The following is a 23603-nucleotide window of genomic DNA, read 5'->3' as shown; positions in this document are numbered from 1 at the left end:
GGCCGTCGCGCTAGCGTGCGAACCTTTTGGCTGCGGCCACGCAACCGATCACCGCCACCGTGACCAGCAGCATCCCCAGGCTCACCTGCTCATGCAGCAGGCCCGCCGCCAGGGCCAGGCCGAAGAACGGTTGCAGCAGCTGCAACTGGCCGACCGCGGCGATGCCTCCCTGGGCAAGGCCGCGATACCAGAACACAAAGCCGATCAACATGCTGAACAATGCTACGTAACCCAGGCTCAGCCAGGCCGGCAGGCTGATGCCGGTGAACGAGACGGGTGCCAGCAGCAGGCTCAACGGCGCGACGATGGGCAGCGCCGCCACCAGGGCCCAGCAAATCACCTGCCAGCCGCCGAGGCTACGTGACAGCGTGGCGCCTTCGGCATAGCCCAGGCCGCAGACCAGCACCGCCAACAGCATCAGCACATCCCCGGCGGGCGCGGCGCTCAGGCCCTGGGCGAAGGCGTAACCCACCACCAGCGCACTGCCCAGCAGCGAAAACAACCAGAATACCCGCCCTGGCCGCTCACCGCCGCGCAGCACAGCGAAAAGGGCCGTTGCCAGTGGCAGCAGGCCGATAAACACAATCGAGTGCGCCGAGGTCACGTATTGCAGCGCGAGCGCGGTCAGCAGCGGAAACCCGATCACCACGCCGAGCGCGACGATGGCCAAGGGCGCCCATTGTTGGCGGGTGGGGCGTTTTTCCCTGAGCAACCGCAGCAGGCACATGCCCAGGATGGCCGCGAGTGTCGCGCGGACCATGGTCAGGAACACCGGGTCGAACTCCATCACCGCCAGGCGCGTGGCCGGCAATGAGCCGCTGAAAATCACCACGCCGATAAAACCGTTGATCCAGCCCTGGGTGCGGGTGTCCAGGCTGTCGAACAGGGAGGTGCGTTGCATGGCGATGTCCGAAAAAGGAAAGTTGCGTAGGCGCCATCCTAGGGACGAAGATTGGAGCAATCAAAAAATTGTCATGGATACAGCGACTATGCCGCGTGCGCGCTACAAATCCTTGGTCGATACGTTCGCCGAGGCCATTCGTTCTGGGAAGATGCCACCCGGCACACGCCTGCCCACCCACCGTCAACTCGCCGCCGACCATGGGCTGGCGCTGGCGACGGCGAGCCGGGTGTACAGCGAGTTGGAGGCGATGGGACTGGTCAGTGGGGAGACCGGGCGTGGCACCTTTGTGCGCGAGATAGCGTTGCCGCCGGGGCAGGGCAGCGGGCAGATGCCTGTGGCGACCGGCATGCTCGACCTGAATTTCAACTACCCGTCATTGCCCGGCCAAGCGGACTTGCTGCGCAACGCCCTGCGCCAACTGGCGTTGTCCGGCGACCTTGAAGCGCTGTTGCGTTATCAACCCCATGCCGGCCGCCTGCATGAGCGCGCGGTGGTCGCGCGGCACCTGGTGGATCGCGGGCTGGCAGCGCAGGCAGAGCAGGTATTGCTCGTCAGCGGGGCCCAGCATGGCCTGGCAGTGACGATGATGGCGCTGCTCAAACCCGGCGACGTGATTGCCGTCGACGCGTTGACCTATTCGGGTTTGAAAGTGCTGGCCGAAACCCTGCACCTGGAAATCGTCGCAATCCCGGCCGGCGCCACCGGCCCGGACCTGGATCACTTGCAGGCCCTGTGCCGCAAGCGCCCGGTGCGCGCGGTCTACAGCATGCCGACCATGCATAACCCGCTGGGCTGGGTGATGAGCCTGGCCCAGCGCGAGCGCCTGGTGGCGATCGCCCGACAGCATCAACTGATGATCATCGAGGACGCCGCCTACGCGTTTCTCGCCGAACACGCACCGCCGCCGCTGGCGACGCTGGCGCCTGAGCGCACGGTGTACGTGGGTGGGTTTTCCAAGAGCGTCGCCACTGGCTTGCGCGTGGGTTTTGTCGCGGCGCCCCTGGCGTGGGTCAAGCGCCTGGAGCGCAGCCTGATGGCAACCACCTGGAACGTACCGGGAGTGATGAGCGCGATCGCCGTGGCCTGGATCGAAGATGGCACCGTCGCGCGGCTGGAGGCGCAAAAACGCGAGGATGCCCAGGCACGGCAACGCCTGGCGGCGCAGGTGCTCACGGGGTTGACCTGCATCAGCCATCCTTCGTCGTATTTCCTGTGGCTACCGCTGACCGAAGACACCCGCGCCGACCAGGTGGCCATGAGCTTGCAGCGCGAGGGCATCTGCGTATCCACCGCTGAACCCTTTGCCGTCTCCGCCCATGTACCCCATGCGCTGCGCCTGGCCCTGGGGTCGGTGTCGATGATGGCGTTACGCCAGGCATTGATGACCGTGCGCAAGGTGGTGCAATGGTGAGCCGTGGCTGAACGGCTCACCGGCATTGGTCAGTATTTATAAGCCTGGCGACCGATCAGCAGCCATTTGCCGTGCTGCTTCTGCCAGACCTGGAAATTGTCGATATCGGTCGGCACTTCCACACCACTGTTCACCGCCAGGGCATGAAAGTGGTTGCGCACCAGTGCAGTGTCGCCGTTCAGGGTGATGGTCTGGTTTTGCATTTCCAGGGTCTTGAACGCGCTGGTGTGGGTTTCCAGATCAGCGATGAACTGCGCCTTGTTCTGCACTTTGCAGCTGGAATGACCGTAGGTGAGGGTGTCCGAGGTCAACGCGTGAAGTTGCTTGAGATCCAGGTGCAACATGGCCTGGGTCAGTTGATCGACTGCCTGGGCCACCTCCTTCTCGGCAGGTGCCGGCGCGGCTATGACGTAGCTGGAGAACAGGCACAGAAAAGCGATCAGCACTTTGACGTTGGGCATGGGTGTTTCCTTATTTTTGTGGGCGTAGAGACGATGAGGTCTGTCGTCGTACAACCATGCATTAATTGCAAGGGAGAAGGAAAGTGAAATTTCGCTCAGATCCGACCTCCTTTGAGGTTATGTTGGTGACCGGCATCCCCATCCGCGAGGCATAAAATGGAATTTGACTGGCACAGTGGCGTCATCACCCGCGCCACACCCGTAACCCCGAGCTACAGGAATACCCAGAACGTGCGCCGCTTCATGCTTGAACACTGCGGCCCGGCGTTCAAGTTCAACCGTCCATTCATGGCCTGGATACGCAACGGCGCGCCCAAGACACTGGGCGATGTGGTGGACGAGTGGCAGCGTCGCACTGCTTGAGGTGAATACAGCAAAATCGTACACCGCTGTCTGTAGAAGCGAGCTTGCTCGCGAAAAACGTCAACGATACCGCGTGCTTCCTGAATCAACGCGGCGCCTGTGCGTTTTTCGCGAGCAAGCTCGCTCCTACACAAAGCAGCCGCCCCCACCCGTAACCACGATGCGCAGCGAGTCGCTCTTGATCTTGATCTGCTTTTGATCTCAGGCGCCCCGTTAAACCACGCTGGCCGGAGAGAGGGCACACCGAGCCCAGGCGAGGTGCCGAGTGGTGGGGCAAGAGCGTTTTGCTTACTTTTGCGCTTTTCAAAAGTGAGCCGCTGTAAAAGCGGAACCCTAAGTGGCCGTGACCTAAATAACGGATATGTACTCGGTCTGATCCAAGATACTGGCCAGCCCTGAGGTCGCCATCGGGGGCAAGCCCCCTCCCACATTTGAACCTCGGAACACGACAACTAATCGGCCTACAGCGGCGGTGTCCGCGGCGGAATTACGCGTTTGCTGCCAGTGGCTTCAAACCCGGCGGCAAAGCGCAGCAGCGCCGAATCGTCATAGGCTCTACCGGCAAACGTCAGCCCGACCGGCATGCCAATATCCGCCATCACCCCCATCGGGACGGTGACCGTAGGCACGCCGAGGTGGCGAATGGCAAGGTTGCCATTGGCCACCCACACGCCATTGCTCCAGGCGATATCGGCAGAAGCTTCGTTGACATCCGCATCAGCGGGCCCAACATCAGCCACGGTCGGAAACAGCACCGCGTCGAGGCGCAGGGTGTCCATCCAGTCTTCCAGGTCCAGGCGACGGGTTTGCTCAAGACCGCGCAAGCCGTCGGGCAATGTGCCGATCTCGTTCCACGGCGTGATGCCGCGCTGGGCCATGCGCACGTATTCGTCCATGCCGGCGGCCAGGTCGTCTTCGCGGTTGGGCAGGGTGCCGGGGTCATGGGGGAAAATTTTCGGGCCATCGACATCCGCCAGGCGGTTCAGGGCCGGGTCGCCGTTGGCGCGCAGGAAATCATCAAAGGCCCAGGCCGACAGTTCCCACAACTCATTGTGCAGAAACTGCCTGGACACCAGGCCACGGGTGAACACTGTCGGCGCGCCGGGGCGGTCGCCTTCGCAATTGGACACCAAGGGGAAATCCACCTCGATGACTTCCGCGCCGGCGGCTTCCAGAGCCTGGCGCGCGGCCTGCCACAGCTCGATCACCGAGGCGCGGGTGTGGATTTTCTGCCCGGTCGGCCCGCCGATCCCCGGTTTTTCGCTGGTGCCGGCCTCGGGGTCGGCGTTGATGTACATGCGCGGCACACCGAAGCGCTTGCCGGCGAGGGCCGTTTTGCCTTCTGCGAGTTCGGCATAAGACGCCGGACGTACCGAGCTGACGCTGGGAATCGGCACCCAGGGTTGCAGGCGCCACAGGTCGCCACGGGTTTCCGGGTCATCGGCGACCACCACGTCGAGCACTTCCAGCAGGTCCGCCATGGTGCGCGCATAGGGCACCACCACGTCCATGGTCGGGGTCAGCGGCCAGTTGCCGCGCACCGAAATCACCCCGCGCGAAGGCGTATACGCACACAAGCCGTTGTTGGAGGCCGGGCCGCGACCGCTCGACCAGGTTTCTTCAGCCAGGCCAAACGCGGCGAAGCTTGCCGCCGTCGCCGTGCCGGCGCCATTGGACGAGCCCGAGGCGAACGGTGCAGTGAGGTAGGCGGCGTTATACGGGCTTTCGGCACGGCCATAGACACCGCGCTGCATGCCGCCGTTGGCCATGGGCGGCATATTGGTCTTGCCCAGGCAGATGGCGCCGCCGGCGCGCAGGCGCTCGATGGTGAACGCATCGCGTTGGGCGACCAGCCTGGCAAATGCCGGGCTGCCGGACGCGGCGGTGAGGCCCTTGACCAGGTAACTGTCCTTGGCGGTATAGGGAATGCCATCCAGCGGCCCCAGGGTCTGGCCTTGCGCCCGGCGTGCATCGGACGCTTCGGCTTCCTTCAAGGCGTCGGGATTGCGCACCACCACAGCATTCAGCGCGGTAGCGGTCTGCGGGCCGTCATAGGCGTCGATCCGCGCCAGGTAGGCGCGCACCAGTTCAACGGCAGTGGTGTGGCCGGATTCAAGCGCAGCGCGCAATTGGGCAATGGAGACTTCGGTAACTTGCATTACGTTTTTTCGCCGTCTTCAAGTGAGGGTATGACGGCAGTCTACGTACAGATATTTACCAGTGCCAGCTTACTGCTAAGGTAAGCGGCCTGATCATCCACATTGCACTCCAAGGAGGAGAACATGCCTAAACCCTACATCGCCCTGGCCGCTTTGCTCGGCTTTTCGTTGTATACCGTGGCGACGATGCTGACGGCCGAGCAATCGCTCATTGCGTTCGGCCAGGAACTGATGTCGCGGCCGGACACCGCGCAGGTGGTGATCGACCTGTACCTGATGGCGATCCTGGCGTGTGTGTGGATGTACCGGGACGCGCGCGGGCGAGGGCGCTCCGTGGCGTCGTTGATTCCCTATTTCCTGTTGACGGCGGTCTTCGTGTCGGTGGGGCCGCTGCTGTATATCGTCGTCAATGGGTTTACGCGACGCACCTAGACGACACGTACCAATGTGGGAGGGGGCAAGCCCCCTCCCACAGAGTCAGACGCCTTTGGTCGAAGGCAAAAAGATCGTCAGGATGCCCGCCAGCGGCAGGAACGAGCAGATTTTGTAGACGTATTCGATGCCATGGTGATCCGCGAGCAAGCCCAGCAATGCTGCGCCAATCCCGCTGAAACCGAACATCAGGCCGAAGAATATCCCGGCGATCATGCCGACATTGCCCGGCACCAGTTCCTGGGCGAACACCACGATGGCCGAGAACGCCGAGGCGATGATAAAGCCGATGACCACGCTGAGTACGGCAGTCCAGAACAGGTCGACATAGGGCAGGGCGAGGGTGAACGGCGCGGCGCCGAGAATCGAGAACCAGATGACTTTCTTGCGCCCGATCCGGTCGCCGATCGGTCCGCCGGCGAAGGTGCCCACGGCCACCGCGCCGAGGAACAGGAACAGGTACATCTGGGAGCTGGCGACCGACAGCTGGAATTTTTCGATCAGGTAGAACGTGAAGTAGCTGGTCAGGCTGGTCATGTACCAATATTTGGAGAACACCAGCAGCGCCAGTACCACCAGGGCAAAGGTCACGCGGCCTTTGGACAAGCCGTGGGTCGCCTGGCCGCCTTGCTTGAGCTTGAACAGGTTGAGGTGGTGGCGGTACCAGCGGCTCAAGCCGTACAGCACCCCGATTGCGAACACCGCGAACAGGCCGAACCAGGCGATATGGGACTGGCCGTAGGGAATGATGATGGCCGCCGCCAGCAACGGGCCGAAGGCGCTGCCGGTGTTGCCGCCGACCTGGAAGGTCGATTGCGCCAAACCGTAGCGGCCGCCGGAGGCCAGGCGTGCCACGCGGGACGTTTCCGGATGAAACGTCGACGAGCCGACTCCCACCAACGCCGCCGCCAGCAGAATCGCGGGGAAGCTGCCGACGAATGCCAGCATCAGGATGCCGATCAAAGTGCAGACCATGCCCGCCGGTAACAGCCAGGGCTTTGGGTGACGGTCGGTGTGGTAGCCGATCCACGGTTGCAGCAGGGAAGCGGTCAGTTGGAAGGTCAGGGTGATCAGGCCGACCTGGGTAAACGTCAGGCCATAGTTGGCCTTGAGCATCGGGTAGATCGACGGCAGCACGGCCTGGATCAAGTCATTGATCAGGTGCGCCAGGGCACAGGCGCCGAGCACGCGCATGACCAGCGGGCTTATCTGGGGCGTGGTGGTTGCAGCGGCGGGTGTCGCGGTGAGGGTCGACATTCAGGCATTCCATACAAGGCAGCTAACAAGGGCAGACAGTACGTGAGCCGACGGCCCATTTCTAATTGTTTCGAGCGCTATGCTAGAGTCGGCAAAAATGCCTGTCTCGCGAAATTCGGGCAGAAAACCTCGCAAAAAGGGCGAAATCATCAAATCCCTCGACAAATTCCTTCAGGAGATCGATGAAGGCGATTGGGCCGTCATCAGCGATGCGTCCACGGTCGCTGACTGGAGCGCGCGTTTGGACCTGGATCAAACCACCATCCAGCGCCTGTTCCGTCGCGAAACCGGCATGACCTTCGGCCAGTGGCGCCAACAGGCACGCTTGCTGTTGGCGCTGGAGCGCATCGCGGTGGGCGAGAAGATTATCAATGTGGCCCTGGAGCTGGGCTATGACAGCCCGAGCGCCTTTACCAGCATGTTCAAGAAACAGTTTGGCAAGACGCCGAGTCATTTCTTCAAGTAGCGCTGTTGGCAACACGAGGATGCAGCGAGCAATGTTGGACGGGCAGGGCGGCGGTCACTGATCGGCCGGGGCCAGGTTAGCGTAGAAGATGCAGCCGATCAGTCGGGCGAACAGGCTCAGGGTTTCCGGCAGGTTGGGATCGTCGAACAGCATGGCGCGTGAATCGAGCGCGCACAGCGCACCGAACAGGCGCCCGTCGGGCAGGAAAATCGGCGCGCCGGCATAGCTTTCGATGGCGTATTTCTTGACCACCGGGCGCGACGCAAAGCGTCCGTCGACGCTGATCTGCGGCACGAACAGGGTTTGGGGATTGATGCAGAATTCACTGCACAGGGTGGTTTCCAGGTCGAGTACGTCGTCGACGTGGATGCCCATCTGCAGAGGGTCATAGGCCGAGCACACCACCCACTCCAGGTCGGTGAATTTGGCGATGCCGGCAAAGCGCATACCGGTCAGGCGGGTGACCAGCTTGAGAATATTGGTGCTCGCTTCGATTTCGGCGATGGCCGCGCGTTCGTCGGCGCTCAGGAGCGATTGTGCATAGGTGACGCTTGGAACCATGTGATCACTCCAATGTGCGTGGCCACAGGCCGCGACCACGCACAGTCAGGTCTTAATTAATCCGTGGGTGCTGCTGCACCAGGTTTTCCCGCTTGGCCTGGAGGGCTGCAATTTCGGCATCGATGTCCTCGATTTTCTGCTCGATATTATCATGATGCTCTTGCAGCAATTCCTTGGCCTCTTCCATATCCGACGCCGCCGGGGCCGCGCCGCGCAGGGGTTTATTGGCGGTTTCCTTCATGGTCAGGCCGGTAACCAGGCCTACCACGGCGAATACCATCAAGTAATAAGCCGGCATGTACAGGTCGTTGGTGCTTTCCACCAGCCACGCCACTGCGGTGGGCGTGACGCCGGCAATCAGTACCGAGACGTTGAACGCACTGGCCAATGCACTGTAGCGCAGATGTGTAGGAAACATAGCTGGCAGCGTGGAGGCCATTACGCCGATAAAGAAGTTCAGCACGATCGCCAGGATCAGCAGGCCGCTGAAGATCAGCCCGGTCTTGCCGCTGGTAATCAGCATGAACGCCGGAATCGACAGGCACAGCAGGCCGATGCTGCCGGCGATGATGAAGGGTTTGCGGCCGATCTTGTCGCTGACAAAACCGATGAACGGTTGTACGAACAGCATGCCGACCATGATCGCAATGATGATCAACACGCCGCTGTTTTCGGCGTAATGCAGGTTGTGCGACAGGTAGCTGGGCATGTACGTGAGCAGCATGTAGTAGGTCACGTTGGTGGCCGCGACGATACCGATGCAGGTCAGCAGGCTGCGCCAGTGCTTGGTGGCGATCTCTTTGAACGACACCTTGGGGCCATGGCTGAGGCCCTCGCGGTCACCCTGTTCGAGCTTGTCGACATGTTGCTGGAACGCCGGGGTCTCTTCCAGGGCGTGACGCAGGTACAGGCCGATGATGCCCAGCGGCAGGGCCAGAAAGAACGGCAGGCGCCAGCCCCAGGCCTCGAATTCCGCTTCACCGAGCACTGTGGAAATCAACACCACCACGCCCGCGCCCAGCACGAAGCCGGCAATCGAGCCGAAGTCCAACCAACTGCCCAGGAAACCGCGTTTGCGGTCCGGGGCGTATTCGGCAACGAAAATCGACGCGCCGGTGTATTCGCCGCCCACCGAGAAGCCCTGGGCCATTTTGCACAGCAGCAACAGGATCGGCGCCCAGATACCAATGGACGCGTAGCCGGGAATCAGGCCGATGGCGAAGGTGCTCAGGGACATGATCACGATGGTGGCGGCAAGGACCTTCTGCCGCCCGTATTTGTCACCCAGGGCGCCAAAGAACAGACCGCCCAGTGGACGGATCAGGAAGGGCACGGAGAAAGTGGCCAGTGCAGCGATCATTTGTACGCTGGGGGACGCGTCCGGGAAGAACACCTTGCCCAGCACATAGGCGACAAAACCATAGACGCCAAAGTCGAACCATTCCATGGCGTTGCCCAATGCGGCGGCGGTGATCGCCTTGCGCATCTTGTTGTCGTCGACGATGGTGATGTCGTTCAATCCGATCGGACTGACGCGTTTCTTACGTAATTTCATGCGGGCCACTCTAGAAGCTGAACGGGAGGTGCCATCGCTGCGATGGCACCGCTCTGTCACTTCAGATACAAGCGGACACGAAATAATTCACCCATCGGCAGATTTTTTCTCATGGCGGGCGCCGCAAGCGTCAGTGACGCCGTGAAAACCTGCGCGCTGACGTATGAATCGAGCGTCGCCCAGCACCTGGCAAAGCCACCAATTTGACGTCAGAAAAATCAGCCCGCCGTCTGTAAGCAATTAATCGCCAGCCCTGAAATATTCTCGCTACAATCCGCCGCTTTGCCACCCGGCCCGGGCTGTCAAACCGCGAGATACCCCATGCTGACCGGTAGCTACACCATCTCCCTTGTCGTGATGTCCCTGTGCGTCGCCATCCTGGCGTCCTATACCGCGCTGGACCTGGCGGGGCGGATCGCGACCGCCAAGGGACGTACGGTTTATCTATGGATCACCGGCGGTGCCGTCGCGATGGGCGTGGGGGTGTGGTCGATGCACTTTATCGGCATGCTGGCCCTGCGCCTGCCGTTCGAAATGGGCTTCGACCTGGACATTACCGCGCTGTCATTGCTGATTGCCGTGTTATCCAGCGGTTTTGCCTTATGGCTGGTCAGCCAGCCACGCTTGCCGGCCTGGCAACTGGCATTCGGCGCGTTGGTCATGGGCGCAGGCATCGCCAGCATGCACTACACCGGCATGGCCGCGATGCGCATGACGCCGGGCATCGATTACGATCCGGCGTTGTTCGGCGCCTCGCTGTTGATCGCCGTGGTGGCTTCCGGCGCGGCGCTGTGGATCGCCTTCAACCTGCGCCGCAATACGCCCTATGTGCGCCTGGCGCGCGGCGGCGCGGCGGTGGTGATGGGCGTGGCCATCGTCGGTATGCATTACACCGGCATGGCCGCCGCGCGTTTTGCCGACGACAGCTTCTGCGCCGCCGCACAGACCGGCTTGAGCGGCAACGGCCTGGATAACCTGGTGCTGGTGACCTCATTGGCGGTGCTGGTCGTCGCCCTGTTGACCTCGCTGCTCGACGCGCGGCTGCAAGCGCGCACCGCCGTACTGGCCGACTCCCTGACCCTGGCCAACCAGGAACTGACCCACCTGGCCCTGCACGACATGCTCACCGGCCTGCCCAATCGCACGCTGCTGTCGGATCGGATTCAACAAGGTATCCAGGCGGTGAAGGAGCAGGGCGGTTGCTTTGCGCTGATGTTTATCGACCTGGATGGCTTCAAGCCGGTCAACGATGCCTTTGGTCACCACATGGGCGATCAGTTGCTGCGCGAAGTTGGCCTGCGCCTGCGCGAGGACCTGCGCAGCCAGGACACGTTGGCGCGCATCGGCGGTGACGAGTTTGTATTAATGGTGCACCTGACCCAGCCGGACGATGCCATGGGCCTGGCCGAACGCCAGGTCAGTCTGGTCAATCGCGCCTTCACGGTCGCCGAACACGAGCTGAAAATCTCCGCCAGCATCGGCATCGCCCTGTTCCCGGGCAACGGGACCAACCCCCAGGAGCTGTTGATGAATGCCGATGCGGCGATGTACCACGCCAAAGGCATGGGCAAGAACGGCTACCGGTTCTTCGATGTGTCGATGAACACCAACGCGCGTAAACAGCTGCAGTTATTGCAGGACCTGCGCAACGCCCTCGACAACGCGCAATTTCGTTTGCACTACCAGCCCAAGTTCGACGCGCTCAGCGGGGTTGCGGTGGGGGCAGAGGCGCTGCTGCGCTGGCAGCATCCACAGCACGGCGTGTTGCTGCCGGCCACGTTCATTGAGCTGGCGGAAAAAACCGGGCTGATCATTCCCATCGGCGAGTGGGTACTCAATGAGGCCTGTCGCCAGATGAGCCTGTGGTACGCCCAGGGTTATGAAAGTTGGCGCATTGCGGTGAACCTGTCGGCGCTGCAGTTCTGCCATCCCGGGCTGGTCGCCAGCGTGGCCGCCGCCCTGGAACGGCACCAACTGCCGGCCAACCGCCTGACCCTAGAGATCACCGAAACCACCGCCATGAGCGATGCCGACGCGAGCATGACCGTATTGCAGCAGCTCTCGGACATGGGCGTCGACCTGTCCATCGATGACTTCGGCACCGGCTATTCCAGCCTGATGTACCTCAAGCGCCTGCCGGCCAATGAACTGAAGATCGACCGTGGTTTCGTGCGCGACCTGGAGCATGACAGCGACGACGCCGCCATCGTCTCAGCCATCGTTGCGCTGGGCCAGGCCCTGGGTTTGCGGATCGTCGCCGAAGGCGTGGAGACCGAGGCGCAGCAGCGCTTCCTGACTCGACTGGGCTGTAACTCGCTGCAAGGCTATCTGCTGGGCCATCCACTGCCGGCCGACGGGTTCATGGCCGATATCCAGCGCACTCGGGAAGCGCCGGCGCCAGACGCAAGCCGTGGGTGATGGCGATGCTCGCGGCGACGACCTGCTGACCCTCAAAACGAGCGCACAATCCGCCCCAGCGTCTCCATCGCCTTCTCCGACACGTCGGTCCAAGGGCTGCCGTAGTTCAAGCGGATGCAGTTGCGAAAGCGCCGGGTCGCCGAAAAGATCGGGCCCGGTGCGATGCTGATGCCTTGCGCCAGGGCCATCTGGAACAGCTTCAATGAATCGGTTTGCTCCGGCAGTTCCAGCCACAGGAAATACCCGCCGGCCGGTTGGCTGACGCGGGTCTGCGCCGGGAAGTAACGGGCGATGGCGGCAAGCATCGCGCTTTGCTGTTCTTCCAGGGCGTAGCGCAGTTTGCGCAGGTGCCGGTCGTAGCCGCCGTGTTGCAGGTAGTCGGCAATCGCGGCCTGGGCCGGCATCGACGGGCACAGCGATGTCATCAGTTTCAGGCGCTCGACCTTCTGCGCGAAGCGGCCGGCCGCCACCCAGCCTACGCGGTACCCTGGCGCCAGGCTCTTGGCAAAGGAGCCGCAGTGCATCACCAACCCCTCGGTGTCGAAGGCCTTGGCCGGTTTCGGCGCGTGTTGTCCGTAATACAGCTCGGCATACACATCGTCTTCGATCAGCGGTACCTGATGGCTGCGCAGCAGCGCTACCAGCGCCTGCTTTTTTTCTTCCGGCACCGTCGCGCCCATCGGGTTCTGGAAGCTGGTCATGGTCCAGCAGGCCTTGATCGGGTAACGCGAAAGGCTTTGCGCCAGGGCGTTGAGGTCGATGCCGTCGCGCGGATGCACGGGGATTTCCACGGCCTTGAGCTTCAAGCGCTCGAGCACTTGCAGGCAGGCATAAAACGCCGGGGCTTCGATTGCTACCAGGTCGCCGGGCTCGGTCACCGCTTGCAGGCACAGGTTCAGCGCTTCGAGGGCGCCATTGGTGATCAGCAGTTCTTCCATGGGCAGCATCAGGCCGCCGACCATGTAGCGCAGCGCAATCTGACGGCGCAGTTGCGGGTTGCCGGGGGACATGTCGGTGACCACCAGGCGCGGGTCCATTGCGCGGCTGGCACTGGCCAGGGAGCGGGCCAGGCGCGGCAGCGGGAACAGCATGGGGCTGGGGAAGGCCGAGCCGAAGGGCACGGTGTTGGGGTCCTTGATCGAATCGAGCACCGAAAACACCAGCTCACTCACATCGACTTCGGTGGACTCGTGCACCTGCTCGCTCACCACCGGCTCGGAAAACGGGCTGGGCGCGTGGGTATTGACGAAGTAGCCGGAGCGCGGCCGCGCGCGGATCAGGCCGCGCCGCTCCAGCAGGTAGTAGGCCTGGAAGACCGTCGACGGGCTGACGCCGTAGGTCTGGCTGGCGTAACGCACCGACGGCACGCGCTGGCCGGGGCCGAGGACGCCGGAGCGGATCAGTTCTGCGATGTCATCGGCGAATTTTTCGTAGCGTTTCATGGGGGCCTTGAACGGTGTGTGCGTTGGGCAAATGTGGGAGGGGGCTTGCCCCCGATGGCGGTGGCTCAGTTGGTTATTCGGTGACTGATACACCGCAATCGGGGGCAAGCCCCCTCCCACATTGGATCTTTCTACATTGGAACTCTATACATTCAAGGGATTATCAGCGGTTCAGTGGTGCGACAAAACGGCTGTCGGCAGCGCTGTAAATCCACGATTTCCCCCGGCGCCAGGCTGATTCGGGTCTTACCCTGCAACTGGAATCCCTCGGCGTCCACCAGCTCCAGGCGATAATTGTGGTGCTGCTGAGTCTTGTTGATGACCTTGAGGCTGTAGATGTTTTCGATCAAGCCCAGTCAGCACGCTGATGCCCAGCCACAGCGTGTGCTTGGCCGAACGCCGTGCCAGCTTGTCAAGGCTCCAGGGTGCGGCGTGCAGCTTGATGCGTTGGTTGCGCTCGCCTTCGGTGATTTTTTCGCACCACATGAACAGCCAGGTGAACACGCTTTGCGGGCAGGTGTAGCCACACCACACACGGCCGGCAAACACGGTGATCGCAAACAGGCCAGGAACAACAACGCGCCGCCGCTCATGCGCAAGGTGCGGTAGAGGCCGGTGAAGCTGCGGGTGTGGATCAGGTTGTCGCGGGATGCGGCCTTCACCTTCTCTGGGTGAATGGGCACAAAAGTTTCCACGGTGGGGATTCGATCGCTCATGGTCGTTCGCTCATCAGCCTCCATCAGGCGGATGAACTATGGGCGGCGCGCTGTTTGCGTAACAGACTCAGGTTGGCGGTTAAAAAGCGGATCAGGGCCTCAATGCGAGACGTTGTAGGAGCGAGCTTGCTCGCGAAAAACCCACAGACACCGCGTTCTTGCAGGAAGCACGCGTTATCTTTGAGGTTTTTCGCGAGCAAGCTCGCTCCTACAGAGGCATCGATTAAATGACCGAACCCGGTTCGTCGGCCTTCACATGCTGGCGTCCGTCATGGGCACCCGCGACGGTGAGTGCATCGGCCTCGGCTTCGGTGATGTAGATGCGTTCAGCCGCCAGTTCCACGTACGACATGAATTTTTCGCTATCGGTCACGATATTGACGCGGGTCGCAGGCACGCTTTGTTCCTGGCCATTGTCATTCAGCGTGAAATAACACAGATGGTTGTCGATACGGATAGGCATACCGGTCTCCTTTTCATGGGCTCTGATCATTTAGGAGCCAATGAGCATTGAGGGTTCCACGCAACTGACTGACGGTCGCCGCTGTCCATCTTCTATCAATAATCACAAAAAGGATGGCATTGATGGACGCTTGGCTACATGAAGCATGGTTAACCCTGCAGGCTGAGTTTGCCGATATCGGCGACGCCCGGCAGGTCACCCAGATCACCGTGCGCCTGCTGATGGCCGCGTTCCTCGGCGGAATCCTGGGGTTTGAACGCGAGAGCAAGGGCAAGGCCGCCGGCGTGCGCACCCACATGCTGGTGGCGCTGGGGGCTGCGCTGTTTGTGATGGTGCCGCAGATGTCCGGCAATCAGGCCGATGCCATGAGCCGGGTGGTGCAGGGCGTGATTGCCGGGATCGGCTTCCTCGGGGCCGGCACCATTATCAAGGGCAAGGATGAGGACGCCGGCCACGTCAAAGGCCTGACCACCGCCGCCGGGCTGTGGATGACCGCTGCGATTGGGGTCTCGGCCGGTTTGGGTCGGGAATCGACAGCGGTCCTGAGTACGTTGCTGGCGTTGGTGGTGTTCAGCGTGATGCCGAAAATCGTCAAGCGTTTCGAGAAGGACTGACGATAACCGGCGGCATGGTGGTTGGCGGTTCCTGCACCGGTGGCGGCTCGTTCTCCGGCGGTTCCTGTTCCGGAACCGGTGCAGGCTCGGTGGGTGGCAGGGTCGGGTTGTCGATATTCGGGTCGGGCGTCTCCGCCGGGATCGGGATAGTCATGGGTGTGGCCTCCTTTGTGCTTTGCTCTATCGGTGGACAGCCACGGGTGGGAATTGATTCCCCGCCCGGTGGCGACATATCCGCCTGAACTTTTGCCCGCACCCCGGGCTCGGACCTAATACAGGCCTGCTCAGGGAGTGCGCCGCCATGTTACGAATTCGGATCAAGCACAGAGCGTCCACTGGGCGTAAGGGGAATATGCTCGATGACTGCTGAAACACTGGTTCCAGAACATTCCTTATTGCCGTTGTCCCAGGCACTGCTGTTACCCAGAATCGCCATTGAAAGCACCATGCCGGTGATTGACGGCGGCGAATTCGCCGTTAAGGCCGTGGTGGGCCAGCAGGTCAATGTCACCAGTAAAGTGTTCGCCGATGGCCATGACAAGCTGGCGGTGTTGGTGCGCTGGCGCCCGCTGGGCCAGGAAAACTGGCACAGCGTGGTCATGAATGATGTGGGCAACAACGGCTGGGAAGGTGCGTTTACCGTCACCACCCAGGGGCCCCATGAGTTTTGCATTGAAGCCTGGATCGATACCTTCGCCAGCTTCTGCTATGAACTGCGTAAAAAGCATGAAGCCGGGGTGCCGGTCAGCCTGGAGCTGCAGGAAGGCCGCAGCCTGGTGTTGCAGGCCGCCGAGCGCAGTGACAACGAACTGCGCGACCGCTTGATGCTGCTGCACCACGAACTCTCCGGCCTGCTGGAAACCGAGCAGGTCGCGCAGTTCCTGCACGAAGACAGTGCACACCTGATGACCCAGGCCGACCACCGTGCCTATTTGAGCATCAGCACGGTGTACCCGATCGACGTGGAGCGTGAGCGTGCCCAGTTCGCCAGCTGGTACGAGCTGTTTCCCCGCTCGATTACCGATGATCCGGCCCGTCATGGCACCTTTAACGATGTGCATTCACGCCTGTCGATGATCCACGACATGGGGTTTGACGTGCTGTATTTCCCGCCGATCCATCCCATCGGCCGCAGCCATCGCAAGGGCAAGAACAACTCCCTGACCGCCGGTTCCGACGATCCCGGCAGCCCTTACGCCATTGGCAGCGAGGAGGGCGGACACGAAGCGATTCACCCGCAACTGGGTAGCCGCGAGGATTTCCGTCGCCTGGTCAAGGCCGCCGCCGACCACGGCCTGGAAATCGCCCTGGATTTCGCCATCCAGTGCTCCCAGGACCACCCGTGGCTCAAAGAGCATCCGGGCTGGTTCAACTGGCGCCCGGACGGCACGATCAAATACGCGGAAAATCCACCGAAAAAGTACCAGGACATCGTCAACGTCGATTTCTATGCGGCGGACGCAATTCCCGGCCTGTGGACCGAACTGCGCGACATCGTGGTGGGCTGGGTGGAAGAGGGCGTGAAGACCTTTCGCGTGGACAACCCGCACACCAAGCCGCTGCCCTTCTGGCAATGGTTGATCAGCGACGTGCGCAGCAAATACCCGGAAGTGATCTTCCTCGCCGAAGCCTTTACCACCCCGGCCATGATGGCGCGCCTGGGCAAGGTCGGTTATTCCCAGAGCTACACCTATTTCACCTGGCGCAACACCAAGGCCGAGCTGAGTGAGTATTTCACCCAGTTGAACCAGTCGCCGTGGCGCGAGTGCTACCGCCCGAATTTCTTCGTCAATACGCCGGACATCAATCCAGGCTTCCTGCATGAGTGCGGCCGGGCGGGCTTTCTGATCCGCGCCGCGCTGGCCACCATGGGCTCGGGCTTGTGGGGCATGTACTCCGGGTTTGAACTGTGCGAGTCCGCACCGGTGCCGGGCAAGGAGGAATACCTGGACTCGGAGAAATACGAGATCCGCCCGCGCGACTTCACCGCGCCCGGCAACATCATTGCCGAGATCGCCCAGCTCAACCGCATCCGCCGCCAGAACCCGGCGTTGCAGACGCACCTGGGGCTCAAGCTCTACAACGCCTGGAACGACAACATCCTGTACTTCGGCAAGCGCAGCGAGGACGGCAGCAATTTCGTGCTGGTGGCCGTCAACCTCGACCCGCACAACGCCCAGGAAGCGCACTTCGAGCTGCCGCTGTGGGAGATGGGCCTGCCGGACGATGCCCAGACCCAGGGTGAAGACTTGATGAACGGCCATCGCTGGACCTGGTACGGCAAGACTCAATGGACCCGACTGGACCCGCAGATGCCGTTCGGAATCTGGCGCATCACTGCTCAATAGACGAGTGGAGAACAGAGTGTGGGAGGGGGCTTGCCCCCGATTGCGGTGTATCAGTCACAGAATGACCAATTGAGCCACCGCCATCGGGGGCAAGCCCCCTCCCACATTGATGGCATTTGCGTCTGCAGCATTTCAGGAGTTTCAAATGGCGAAGAAACCCAAGGCAGCCACCTTCATCAAAGACCCGCTCTGGTACAAGGACGCGGTGATCTATCAGGTGCACGTCAAATCCTATTTCGACTCCAACAACGACGGCATTGGTGACTTTCCCGGGTTGATCGCCAAGCTCGACTACATTGCCGACCTTGGCGTCAACACCATTTGGCTGCTGCCGTTCTACCCCTCGCCGCGCCGCGATGACGGCTACGACATCGCCGAATACCGTGGCGTGCACAGCGACTACGGGACCATGGCCGATGCCAAACGCTTCATCGCCGAGGCCCATAAACGCGGGCTGCGGGTGATTACCGAACTGGTGATCAACCACACCTCCGACCAGCACCCCTGGTTCCAGCGGGCGCGCAAGGCCAAGCCGGGCTCGGCGGCGCGGGACTTTTACGTCTGGTCCGATGACGAGCAGAAATACGACGGCACGCGGATCATTTTCCTCGACACCGAGAAGTCCAACTGGACCTGGGACCCGGTGGCCGGCCAGTACTTCTGGCACCGTTTCTATTCGCACCAGCCGGACCTGAACTTCGACAACCCGCAGGTCATGAAAGCGGTGCTGTCGGTGATGCGCTACTGGCTCGACCTGGGCATCGACGGCCTGCGCCTCGACGCGATTCCCTACCTGATCGAGCGTGACGGCACCAACAACGAGAACCTGCCCGAGACTCACGGGGTGCTCAAGCAGATCCGCGCCGAAATAGACGCCAATTACCCTGATCGCATGCTGCTGGCCGAGGCCAACCAATGGCCCGAGGACACGCAACTCTACTTCGGTGACCGCAAGGGCGACGACGGCGATGAATGCCATATGGCCTTCCACTTCCCGTTGATGCCGCGCATGTACATGGCCCTGGCCCAGGAAGATCGTTTCCCCATCACTGACATCCTGCGCCAGACCCCGGAAATTCCGGCCAATTGCCAGTGGGCGATCTTCCTGCGCAATCATGATGAATTGACCCTGGAAATGGTCACCGACAAAGAGCGCGACTACCTGTGGAACTACTACGCCGCAGATCGCCGCGCGCGCATCAACCTGGGCATTCGCCGACGCCTGGCGCCCCTGGTGGAGCGTGACCGGCGCCGCGTGGAACTGCTCAACAGCCTGTTGCTGTCGATGCCCGGCACGCCGACCCTCTACTACGGCGACGAAATCGGCATGGGCGACAACATTTACCTGGGCGACCGTGATGGCGTACGTACGCCGATGCAATGGTCCATCGACCGCAATGGCGGCTTTTCCCGCGCCGATCCGGCCAGCCTGGTATTGCCGCCGATCATGGACGCGCAGTACGGCTACCAATCGGTCAACGTCGAAACCCAGGCCCAGGACCCGCATTCATTGCTGAACTGGACGCGGCGCATGCTGGCGGTGCGCAAGCAGTCCAAGGCATTCGGTCGCGGCAGCCTGAAAATGCTCTCGCCGAGCAACCGCCGCATCCTGGCGTATACCCGCGAATACACCGGGGAGGACGGCCGCAGCGAAATCATCCTGTGCGTGGCCAACGTCTCGCGCAGCGCCCAGGCCGCGGAACTGGACCTGTCGGCATTCGCCGGGATGGTGCCGGTGGAGATGCTGGGCGGTAACGCCTTCCCGCCCATCGGCCAGCTGAATTTCCTCCTGACCCTGGCGCCCTATGGCTTTTATTGGTTCGTGCTGGCGGCGGAAAACCAGATGCCCAGTTGGCATGTGGAACCGGCCCAGAGCATTCCCGACTTCACGACATTGGTGTTGAAAAAACGTATGGAAGAGTTGCTCGAAGAACCCGGTCGCACCACCCTGGAACAGACCTCGTTGCCGGCCTGGCTGCCCAAGCGCCGCTGGTTCGCCGGCAAGGACGCCACCATCGACAGCGTGCATATTGCCTATGGCGTGCGCTTCGGCGATGCGCAGCATCCTGTGCTGCTCAGCGAAATCGACGTCACCAGCGCGGGGCAGACCAGCCGCTATCAATTGCCGTTCGGTTTCCTCGGCGAAGACCAGCTCACCAGCGCCTTGCCGCAGCAACTGGCATTGGCGCGGGTACGGCGCAGCCGCCAGGTGGGGCTGGTCACCGACGCGTTCAGCCTCGAGCATTTTATTCGCAGTGTGATTCAAGGCATGCAGGCAGCTACCGTGCTCAATTGCAGCGAGGGTGACCTGCGCTTCGAGGCGACACCGCACCTGGCCGCCTTGCAACTGACGGACGAATCAGCAGTGCGCTACCTGTCTGCCGAGCAGTCCAACAGTTCGGTGGTGGTAGGCGAGAGCCTGGTGCTCAAGTTGATCCGCAAAGTCAGCGCCGGGGTCCACCCGGAACTGGAGATGAGCGCCTACCTGACCGAAGCCGCCTACCCGAACATTTCGCCGCTGATGGGCTCAATGAGCCGGCGCGACGCACAGGGCGAGGACAGCCTGCTGATGATTGCCCAGGGCTATCTGAGCAACCAGGGCGATGCCTGGAGCTGGACCCAGAACAACCTTGAGCGGGCCATTCGCGACGAGTTGGCCGAAGCGATGTCCGAACAGGAACAGCACTACAACGCCCTCGGCGAGCTGGCGGACTTCGCCGGCCTGCTCGGTCAGCGCCTGGGTGAAATGCACGTGGTGTTGGGCGCGCCTACCCAGAACAAGGACTTCAAGCCCGAAGTCACCTCGGCCAGGGACACCCAGGCCTGGGCCAAGGATGTGGGCGCGCAGATCGAGCGTGCCTTGCACTTGCTCAAACTAAATCAAAGCCAGTTGAACCCCGCCGATCAGGCGCTGGTCAGTGAATTACTGGCGCAGAAAAAAGCCATCGGCAGCCACGTCCAGTCATTGGCGAAGGCCACGCTGGGCGGATTGCGGATTCGCGTCCACGGTGACTTGCACCTCGGCCAGGTATTGGTCGTCAAGGGCGACGCCTATTTGATCGACTTTGAAGGCGAGCCGGCGCGACCGTTGCATGAACGGCGTGGCAAGCACAGCCCGTACAAGGATGTCAGCGGGGTGTTGCGCTCCTTTGATTACGCGGCGGCCATGGCCCTGAATGTGCAGGGGGTTGATCATTCGCCGGAGGCGGACGCCGCGCGTCGGCGTGTGACCGAGCGTTACCTGAGTGAAGCCCGCCAGGCATTTACCCAGGCTTATCAGGCAGCGACGGCTACACTGGCGCATGACTGGCAGGATGCCAACGGCCAGGACGCCGCGCTGACCTTGTTCAGCCTGGAGAAGGCCGCGTATGAAGTGGCCTACGAAGCGGAAAATCGCCCGAGCTGGTTGCCGGTGCCCTTGCAAGGGTTGCACGGTTTGCTCAGCGGGCTTACACCTGAATCGAAAACTGCACGCGGTGGGGAGACGTCATGAGTTTTACGCATAGAGAACCGCTGCAGCCCAAGTTGACTGCAATGCCGGCATCCAGGGACGTCGAAGCGCTGGTGCGCGCCGAGCACCCTGATCCATTCTCGATCCTTGGGCCGCACGATGATGAGCAGGGCGGGCAGTTTATCCGTGCGTTCCTGCCTGAAGCCCTGAGTGTCCAGGTCCTGGCGCGTGACGGCGGTGAGCCGATCGGCAGCCTCGACGCGACCCAGGTGCCGGGGCTGTTCGTCGGGCACTTCGGCACGCGCCAGGATTACCTGCTGAAGATCCAGTGGGCCGGCGGCGAGCAGATCACCGAAGACCCGTACAGCTTCAGCCAACTGCTGCTCGGTGAAATGGACCTGTACCTGTTTGCCGAAGGCAACCACCGTGACCTGGGCAATTGCCTGGGCGCCCAAGTCACCACGGTGGACGGCGTGCAGGGCGTACGGTTTGCCGTGTGGGCACCGAATGCCCGACGCGTTTCAGTGGTCGGCGACTTCAACGTCTGGGACGGTCGCCGTCACCCGATGCGCCTGCGTCATCCTTCGGGCGTGTGGGAAATCTTTGTCCCACGCCTGCAACCGGGCGCGGCCTACAAATATGAAATTCTCGGCGCCCACGGCATCTTGCCGCTCAAGGCCGACCCGATGGCCCTGGCCACCCAACTGCCGCCGGATACCGCCTCGAAAGTCGCTGCGCCGTTGCAAGTGCAGTGGCAGGACCATGAGTGGATGCGGGCGCGTGGCGACAAGCAGAAATCCACTGCGCCGCTGTCTATCTATGAGTTGCACGTCGGGTCCTGGCAGTGCGAGCTGGACGAGGCCGGCGAAGTGTCACGCCAATACGGCTGGCGCGAACTGGCCGAGCGGCTGATCCCCTATGTGGAGCAATTGGGCTTCACGCACATCGAACTGATGCCGATCATGGAGCATCCATTTGGCGGTTCCTGGGGTTATCAGGCCTTGTCCCAGTTCGCACCGAGCGCACGCTTCGGCTCGCCGGAAGATTTCGCCTACTTCGTCGACGCCTGCCACCGGGCGGATATTGGCGTGATCCTCGACTGGGTGCCGGCGCATTTTCCTACCGACACCCACGGCCTGGCGCAATTCGACGGCACTGCGCTGTACGAATACGCCAACCCGCTGGAGGGTTTCCACCAGGATTGGGACACGCTGATCTACAACCTGGGCCGCACCGAGGTGCACGGTTTCATGCTGGCGTCGGCGTTGCACTGGCTCAAGCATTTCCATATCGACGGCCTGCGCGTGGATGCGGTGGCCTCGATGCTGTATCGCGATTATTCACGCAAAGCCGGTGAGTGGGTGCCCAACCGCCACGGCGGCCGGGAGAACCTGGAAGCCATCGATTTCCTGCGCCATCTGAACGACGTGGTCGCGCTGGAAGCGCCGGGTGCGCTGGTGATTGCCGAGGAGTCCACTGCGTGGCCAGGCGTGAGTCAAAGCACCCAGCAAGGGGGCCTGGGCTTCAACTACAAATGGAACATGGGCTGGATGCACGACTCGCTGCATTACATCCAGCAAGACCCGGTCTACCGCGCCCATCACCACAACGAACTGAGTTTCGGCCTGGTGTACGCCTGGTCCGAGCGCTTTATCCTGCCGATTTCCCATGATGAGGTGGTGCACGGCAAGCACTCGCTGATCGACAAGATGCCCGGCGACCGCTGGCAGAAATTCGCTAACCTGCGCGCCTACTTGAGTTTCATGTGGATGCACCCGGGCAAGAAGCTCTTGTTCATGGGCTGCGAGTTCGGCCAGTGGCGCGAGTGGAACCACGACCAGCAACTGGACTGGTACCTGCTGCAATACCCGGAACACCGTGGCGTGCAGAAATTGGTGGGCGATCTGAACCGCCTGTACCGCGAGGAACCGGCGCTGCACGAGCAGGACGACGCGCCCCAGGGCTTCCAGTGGCTGATCGGTGACGACGCCATCAACAGCGTCTACGCCTGGCTGCGCTGGAGCAAGGACGGCAAGCCGGTGCTGGTGGTCGCCAACTTCACGCCGGTGCCTCGTGAGGCCTACGCCGTCGGCGTACCGTTTGCCGGACGCTGGAGCGAAGTGATCAACAGTGACGCCGATATGTATGCCGGGTCCAACTACGGTAATGGCGGTGCGGTGCAGACCGTGGATGAACCTCGCCATGGTCAGCCGGTGTCGCTGTCATTGAACCTGCCGCCTTTGGGCGTGCTGATTCTGCGGCCACAAGAGTCATAGGTATCTACACAACGCTGCAGCGCCAAACGTAACCACGCTGGCCGAACGCAGGCTTGAATCCGTGGGCAACCCGACAGGATGCCGGGTTAGCCGCACTGGGCAAGGGATGACCCATCGCGGCGGCCCAGAGGCCGCCATCGGGGGCAAGCCCCCTCCCACATTTGGACCGGGGCCGACACAAAATACCGGTCGGCTCCAAGGCCGCCGCGCTATTGATCTTGATCTCAGGCGCCCCGTTAAACCACGCTGGCCGAACGCAGGCTTGAATCCGTGGGCAACCCGGCAGGACGCCGGGTTAGCCGCACT

Annotated in this window: 18 protein-coding genes and 2 pseudogenes; 9 read left to right on the top strand and 11 right to left on the bottom strand. The window is 62.0% G+C overall.

Features of this window, described 5'->3' with window-relative positions:
• Positions 1-10: 10 nt before the first annotated feature.
• The gene (locus BFQ00_RS10670) at positions 11-901 is read right to left on the bottom strand and encodes a DMT family transporter (protein WP_065933497.1); all 891 of its coding nucleotides are present in this window, start codon (positions 899-901) and stop codon (positions 11-13) included.
• A gap of 88 nt (positions 902-989) precedes the next feature.
• Between BFQ00_RS10670 and BFQ00_RS10665 the strand changes: the two genes are divergently transcribed.
• Positions 990-2315 (top strand): aminotransferase-like domain-containing protein, encoded by a 1326-nt coding sequence (locus tag BFQ00_RS10665; RefSeq protein ID WP_065885297.1) that lies wholly within the window; start codon positions 990-992, stop codon positions 2313-2315.
• Positions 2316-2344: 29 nt separating this feature from the next.
• On the opposite strand, the gene BFQ00_RS10660 is transcribed toward BFQ00_RS10665, so the two are convergent.
• Positions 2345-2776 carry a nuclear transport factor 2 family protein gene (locus BFQ00_RS10660; RefSeq protein ID WP_065933496.1) on the bottom strand — a complete coding sequence of 144 codons (432 nt, stop codon included), beginning with the start codon at positions 2774-2776 and terminating at the stop codon, positions 2345-2347.
• A gap of 156 nt (positions 2777-2932) precedes the next feature.
• Between BFQ00_RS10660 and BFQ00_RS10655 the strand changes: the two genes are divergently transcribed.
• A complete protein-coding gene (locus BFQ00_RS10655) occupies positions 2933-3139 on the top strand; it encodes a DUF6434 domain-containing protein (RefSeq protein WP_065885299.1) in 207 nt (68 codons plus the stop codon).
• 461 nt (positions 3140-3600) lie between these two features.
• On the opposite strand, the gene BFQ00_RS10650 is transcribed toward BFQ00_RS10655, so the two are convergent.
• A complete protein-coding gene (locus BFQ00_RS10650) occupies positions 3601-5298 on the bottom strand; it encodes an amidase (RefSeq protein WP_065933495.1) in 1698 nt (565 codons plus the stop codon).
• Positions 5299-5421: 123 nt separating this feature from the next.
• Between BFQ00_RS10650 and BFQ00_RS10645 the strand changes: the two genes are divergently transcribed.
• Positions 5422-5730, top strand: a complete 309-nt coding sequence (locus tag BFQ00_RS10645) for a DUF2834 domain-containing protein (RefSeq protein WP_065898317.1) — start codon at positions 5422-5424, stop codon at positions 5728-5730.
• A 45-nt stretch (positions 5731-5775) separates the two neighbouring features.
• Here the strand turns inward: BFQ00_RS10645 and BFQ00_RS10640 are convergent, their stop codons facing one another.
• On the bottom strand, positions 5776-6987 hold the full coding sequence (locus BFQ00_RS10640) for an MFS transporter (RefSeq protein WP_065885307.1): 1212 nt from the start codon (positions 6985-6987) through the stop codon (positions 5776-5778).
• A gap of 208 nt (positions 6988-7195) precedes the next feature.
• On the opposite strand from BFQ00_RS10640, the pseudogene BFQ00_RS10635 reads away from it, so the two are divergent.
• Positions 7196-7453, top strand: a pseudogene (locus BFQ00_RS10635) (helix-turn-helix domain-containing protein); the annotation flags it as partial.
• Positions 7454-7507: 54 nt separating this feature from the next.
• Here the strand turns inward: BFQ00_RS10635 and BFQ00_RS10630 are convergent.
• Entirely contained in the window at positions 7508-8014 is a 507-nt protein-coding gene (locus BFQ00_RS10630) for a GAF domain-containing protein (RefSeq protein WP_065885309.1), read from the bottom strand.
• A gap of 52 nt (positions 8015-8066) precedes the next feature.
• A complete protein-coding gene (proP, locus tag BFQ00_RS10625) occupies positions 8067-9569 on the bottom strand; it encodes a glycine betaine/L-proline transporter ProP (RefSeq protein ID WP_065885310.1) in 1503 nt (500 codons plus the stop codon).
• A 321-nt stretch (positions 9570-9890) separates the two neighbouring features.
• Between proP and BFQ00_RS10620 the strand changes: the two genes are divergently transcribed.
• The gene (locus BFQ00_RS10620; RefSeq protein WP_065933493.1) at positions 9891-11987 is read left to right on the top strand and encodes a putative bifunctional diguanylate cyclase/phosphodiesterase; all 2097 of its coding nucleotides are present in this window, start codon (positions 9891-9893) and stop codon (positions 11985-11987) included.
• Between the two features lie 32 nt (positions 11988-12019).
• On the opposite strand, the gene mapR is transcribed toward BFQ00_RS10620, so the two are convergent.
• The 4 genes and pseudogenes from mapR to BFQ00_RS10605 all read right to left on the bottom strand — a co-directional run bounded on the left by mapR (position 12020) and on the right by BFQ00_RS10605 (position 14608).
• Entirely contained in the window at positions 12020-13429 is a 1410-nt protein-coding gene (gene mapR, locus BFQ00_RS10615) for a GntR family transcriptional regulator MpaR (RefSeq protein WP_065885312.1), read from the bottom strand.
• A 152-nt stretch (positions 13430-13581) separates the two neighbouring features.
• On the bottom strand, positions 13582-13776 hold the full coding sequence (locus tag BFQ00_RS30000; RefSeq protein ID WP_242527086.1) for a FixG Ig-like domain-containing protein: 195 nt from the start codon (positions 13774-13776) through the stop codon (positions 13582-13584).
• A 1-nt stretch (position 13777) separates the two neighbouring features.
• Positions 13778-14145, bottom strand: a pseudogene (locus BFQ00_RS27990) (4Fe-4S binding protein); the annotation flags it as partial.
• A gap of 223 nt (positions 14146-14368) precedes the next feature.
• Positions 14369-14608 (bottom strand): DUF3203 family protein, encoded by a 240-nt coding sequence (locus BFQ00_RS10605; protein WP_065933491.1) that lies wholly within the window; start codon positions 14606-14608, stop codon positions 14369-14371.
• A gap of 122 nt (positions 14609-14730) precedes the next feature.
• Between BFQ00_RS10605 and BFQ00_RS10600 the strand changes: the two genes are divergently transcribed.
• Positions 14731-15222 (top strand): MgtC/SapB family protein, encoded by a 492-nt coding sequence (locus tag BFQ00_RS10600; RefSeq protein ID WP_065933490.1) that lies wholly within the window; start codon positions 14731-14733, stop codon positions 15220-15222.
• Here BFQ00_RS10600 and BFQ00_RS29625 read toward each other — a convergent pair.
• Positions 15200-15376, bottom strand: coding sequence for a hypothetical protein (locus tag BFQ00_RS29625; RefSeq protein WP_163003436.1), 177 nt, complete (start codon positions 15374-15376; stop codon positions 15200-15202). The genes BFQ00_RS10600 and BFQ00_RS29625 overlap by 23 nt on opposite strands.
• Before the next feature lie 205 nt (positions 15377-15581).
• On the opposite strand from BFQ00_RS29625, the gene BFQ00_RS10595 reads away from it, so the two are divergent.
• From BFQ00_RS10595 to glgB, 3 genes are all read left to right on the top strand, one after another.
• Positions 15582-17570 carry an alpha-1,4-glucan--maltose-1-phosphate maltosyltransferase gene (locus BFQ00_RS10595; RefSeq protein WP_065933489.1) on the top strand — a complete coding sequence of 663 codons (1989 nt, stop codon included), beginning with the start codon at positions 15582-15584 and terminating at the stop codon, positions 17568-17570.
• 145 nt (positions 17571-17715) lie between these two features.
• The gene (gene treS, locus BFQ00_RS10590; protein WP_065933488.1) at positions 17716-21063 is read left to right on the top strand and encodes a maltose alpha-D-glucosyltransferase; all 3348 of its coding nucleotides are present in this window, start codon (positions 17716-17718) and stop codon (positions 21061-21063) included.
• Entirely contained in the window at positions 21060-23297 is a 2238-nt protein-coding gene (gene glgB / locus BFQ00_RS10585) for a 1,4-alpha-glucan branching protein GlgB (RefSeq protein WP_065933487.1), read from the top strand. The genes treS and glgB overlap by 4 nt, the downstream gene beginning before the upstream one ends.
• Positions 23298-23603 lie beyond the last annotated feature (306 nt).

The organism is Pseudomonas sp. 28 E 9 (assembly GCF_900004785.1).
Lineage (GTDB): Bacteria > Pseudomonadota > Gammaproteobacteria > Pseudomonadales > Pseudomonadaceae > Aquipseudomonas > Aquipseudomonas orientalis_A.
This window is presented reverse-complemented; position numbering and strand designations above follow the sequence as displayed.

What these genes read in the sequence shown, in the direction of transcription:
- BFQ00_RS10670 (WP_065933497.1), bottom strand. Translation starts at nt 901, where the DNA reads ATGCAACGCACCTCCCTGTTCGACAGCCTGGACACCCGCACCCAGGGC.
- BFQ00_RS10650 (WP_065933495.1), bottom strand. Translation starts at nt 5,298, where the DNA reads ATGCAAGTTACCGAAGTCTCCATTGCCCAATTGCGCGCTGCGCTTGAA.
- BFQ00_RS10640 (WP_065885307.1), bottom strand. Translation starts at nt 6,987, where the DNA reads ATGTCGACCCTCACCGCGACACCCGCCGCTGCAACCACCACGCCCCAG.
- glgB (WP_065933487.1), top strand. Translation starts at nt 21,060, where the DNA reads ATGAGTTTTACGCATAGAGAACCGCTGCAGCCCAAGTTGACTGCAATG.
- treS (WP_065933488.1), top strand. Translation starts at nt 17,716, where the DNA reads ATGGCGAAGAAACCCAAGGCAGCCACCTTCATCAAAGACCCGCTCTGG.
- BFQ00_RS10660 (WP_065933496.1), bottom strand. Translation starts at nt 2,776, where the DNA reads ATGCCCAACGTCAAAGTGCTGATCGCTTTTCTGTGCCTGTTCTCCAGC.
- BFQ00_RS10645 (WP_065898317.1), top strand. Translation starts at nt 5,422, where the DNA reads ATGCCTAAACCCTACATCGCCCTGGCCGCTTTGCTCGGCTTTTCGTTG.
- BFQ00_RS10605 (WP_065933491.1), bottom strand. Translation starts at nt 14,608, where the DNA reads ATGCCTATCCGTATCGACAACCATCTGTGTTATTTCACGCTGAATGAC.
- BFQ00_RS10665 (WP_065885297.1), top strand. Translation starts at nt 990, where the DNA reads ATGCCGCGTGCGCGCTACAAATCCTTGGTCGATACGTTCGCCGAGGCC.
- BFQ00_RS10600 (WP_065933490.1), top strand. Translation starts at nt 14,731, where the DNA reads ATGGACGCTTGGCTACATGAAGCATGGTTAACCCTGCAGGCTGAGTTT.
- mapR (WP_065885312.1), bottom strand. Translation starts at nt 13,429, where the DNA reads ATGAAACGCTACGAAAAATTCGCCGATGACATCGCAGAACTGATCCGC.
- proP (WP_065885310.1), bottom strand. Translation starts at nt 9,569, where the DNA reads ATGAAATTACGTAAGAAACGCGTCAGTCCGATCGGATTGAACGACATC.
- BFQ00_RS10620 (WP_065933493.1), top strand. Translation starts at nt 9,891, where the DNA reads ATGCTGACCGGTAGCTACACCATCTCCCTTGTCGTGATGTCCCTGTGC.
- BFQ00_RS29625 (WP_163003436.1), bottom strand. Translation starts at nt 15,376, where the DNA reads ATGACTATCCCGATCCCGGCGGAGACGCCCGACCCGAATATCGACAAC.
- BFQ00_RS10655 (WP_065885299.1), top strand. Translation starts at nt 2,933, where the DNA reads ATGGAATTTGACTGGCACAGTGGCGTCATCACCCGCGCCACACCCGTA.
- BFQ00_RS10630 (WP_065885309.1), bottom strand. Translation starts at nt 8,014, where the DNA reads ATGGTTCCAAGCGTCACCTATGCACAATCGCTCCTGAGCGCCGACGAA.
- BFQ00_RS10595 (WP_065933489.1), top strand. Translation starts at nt 15,582, where the DNA reads ATGACTGCTGAAACACTGGTTCCAGAACATTCCTTATTGCCGTTGTCC.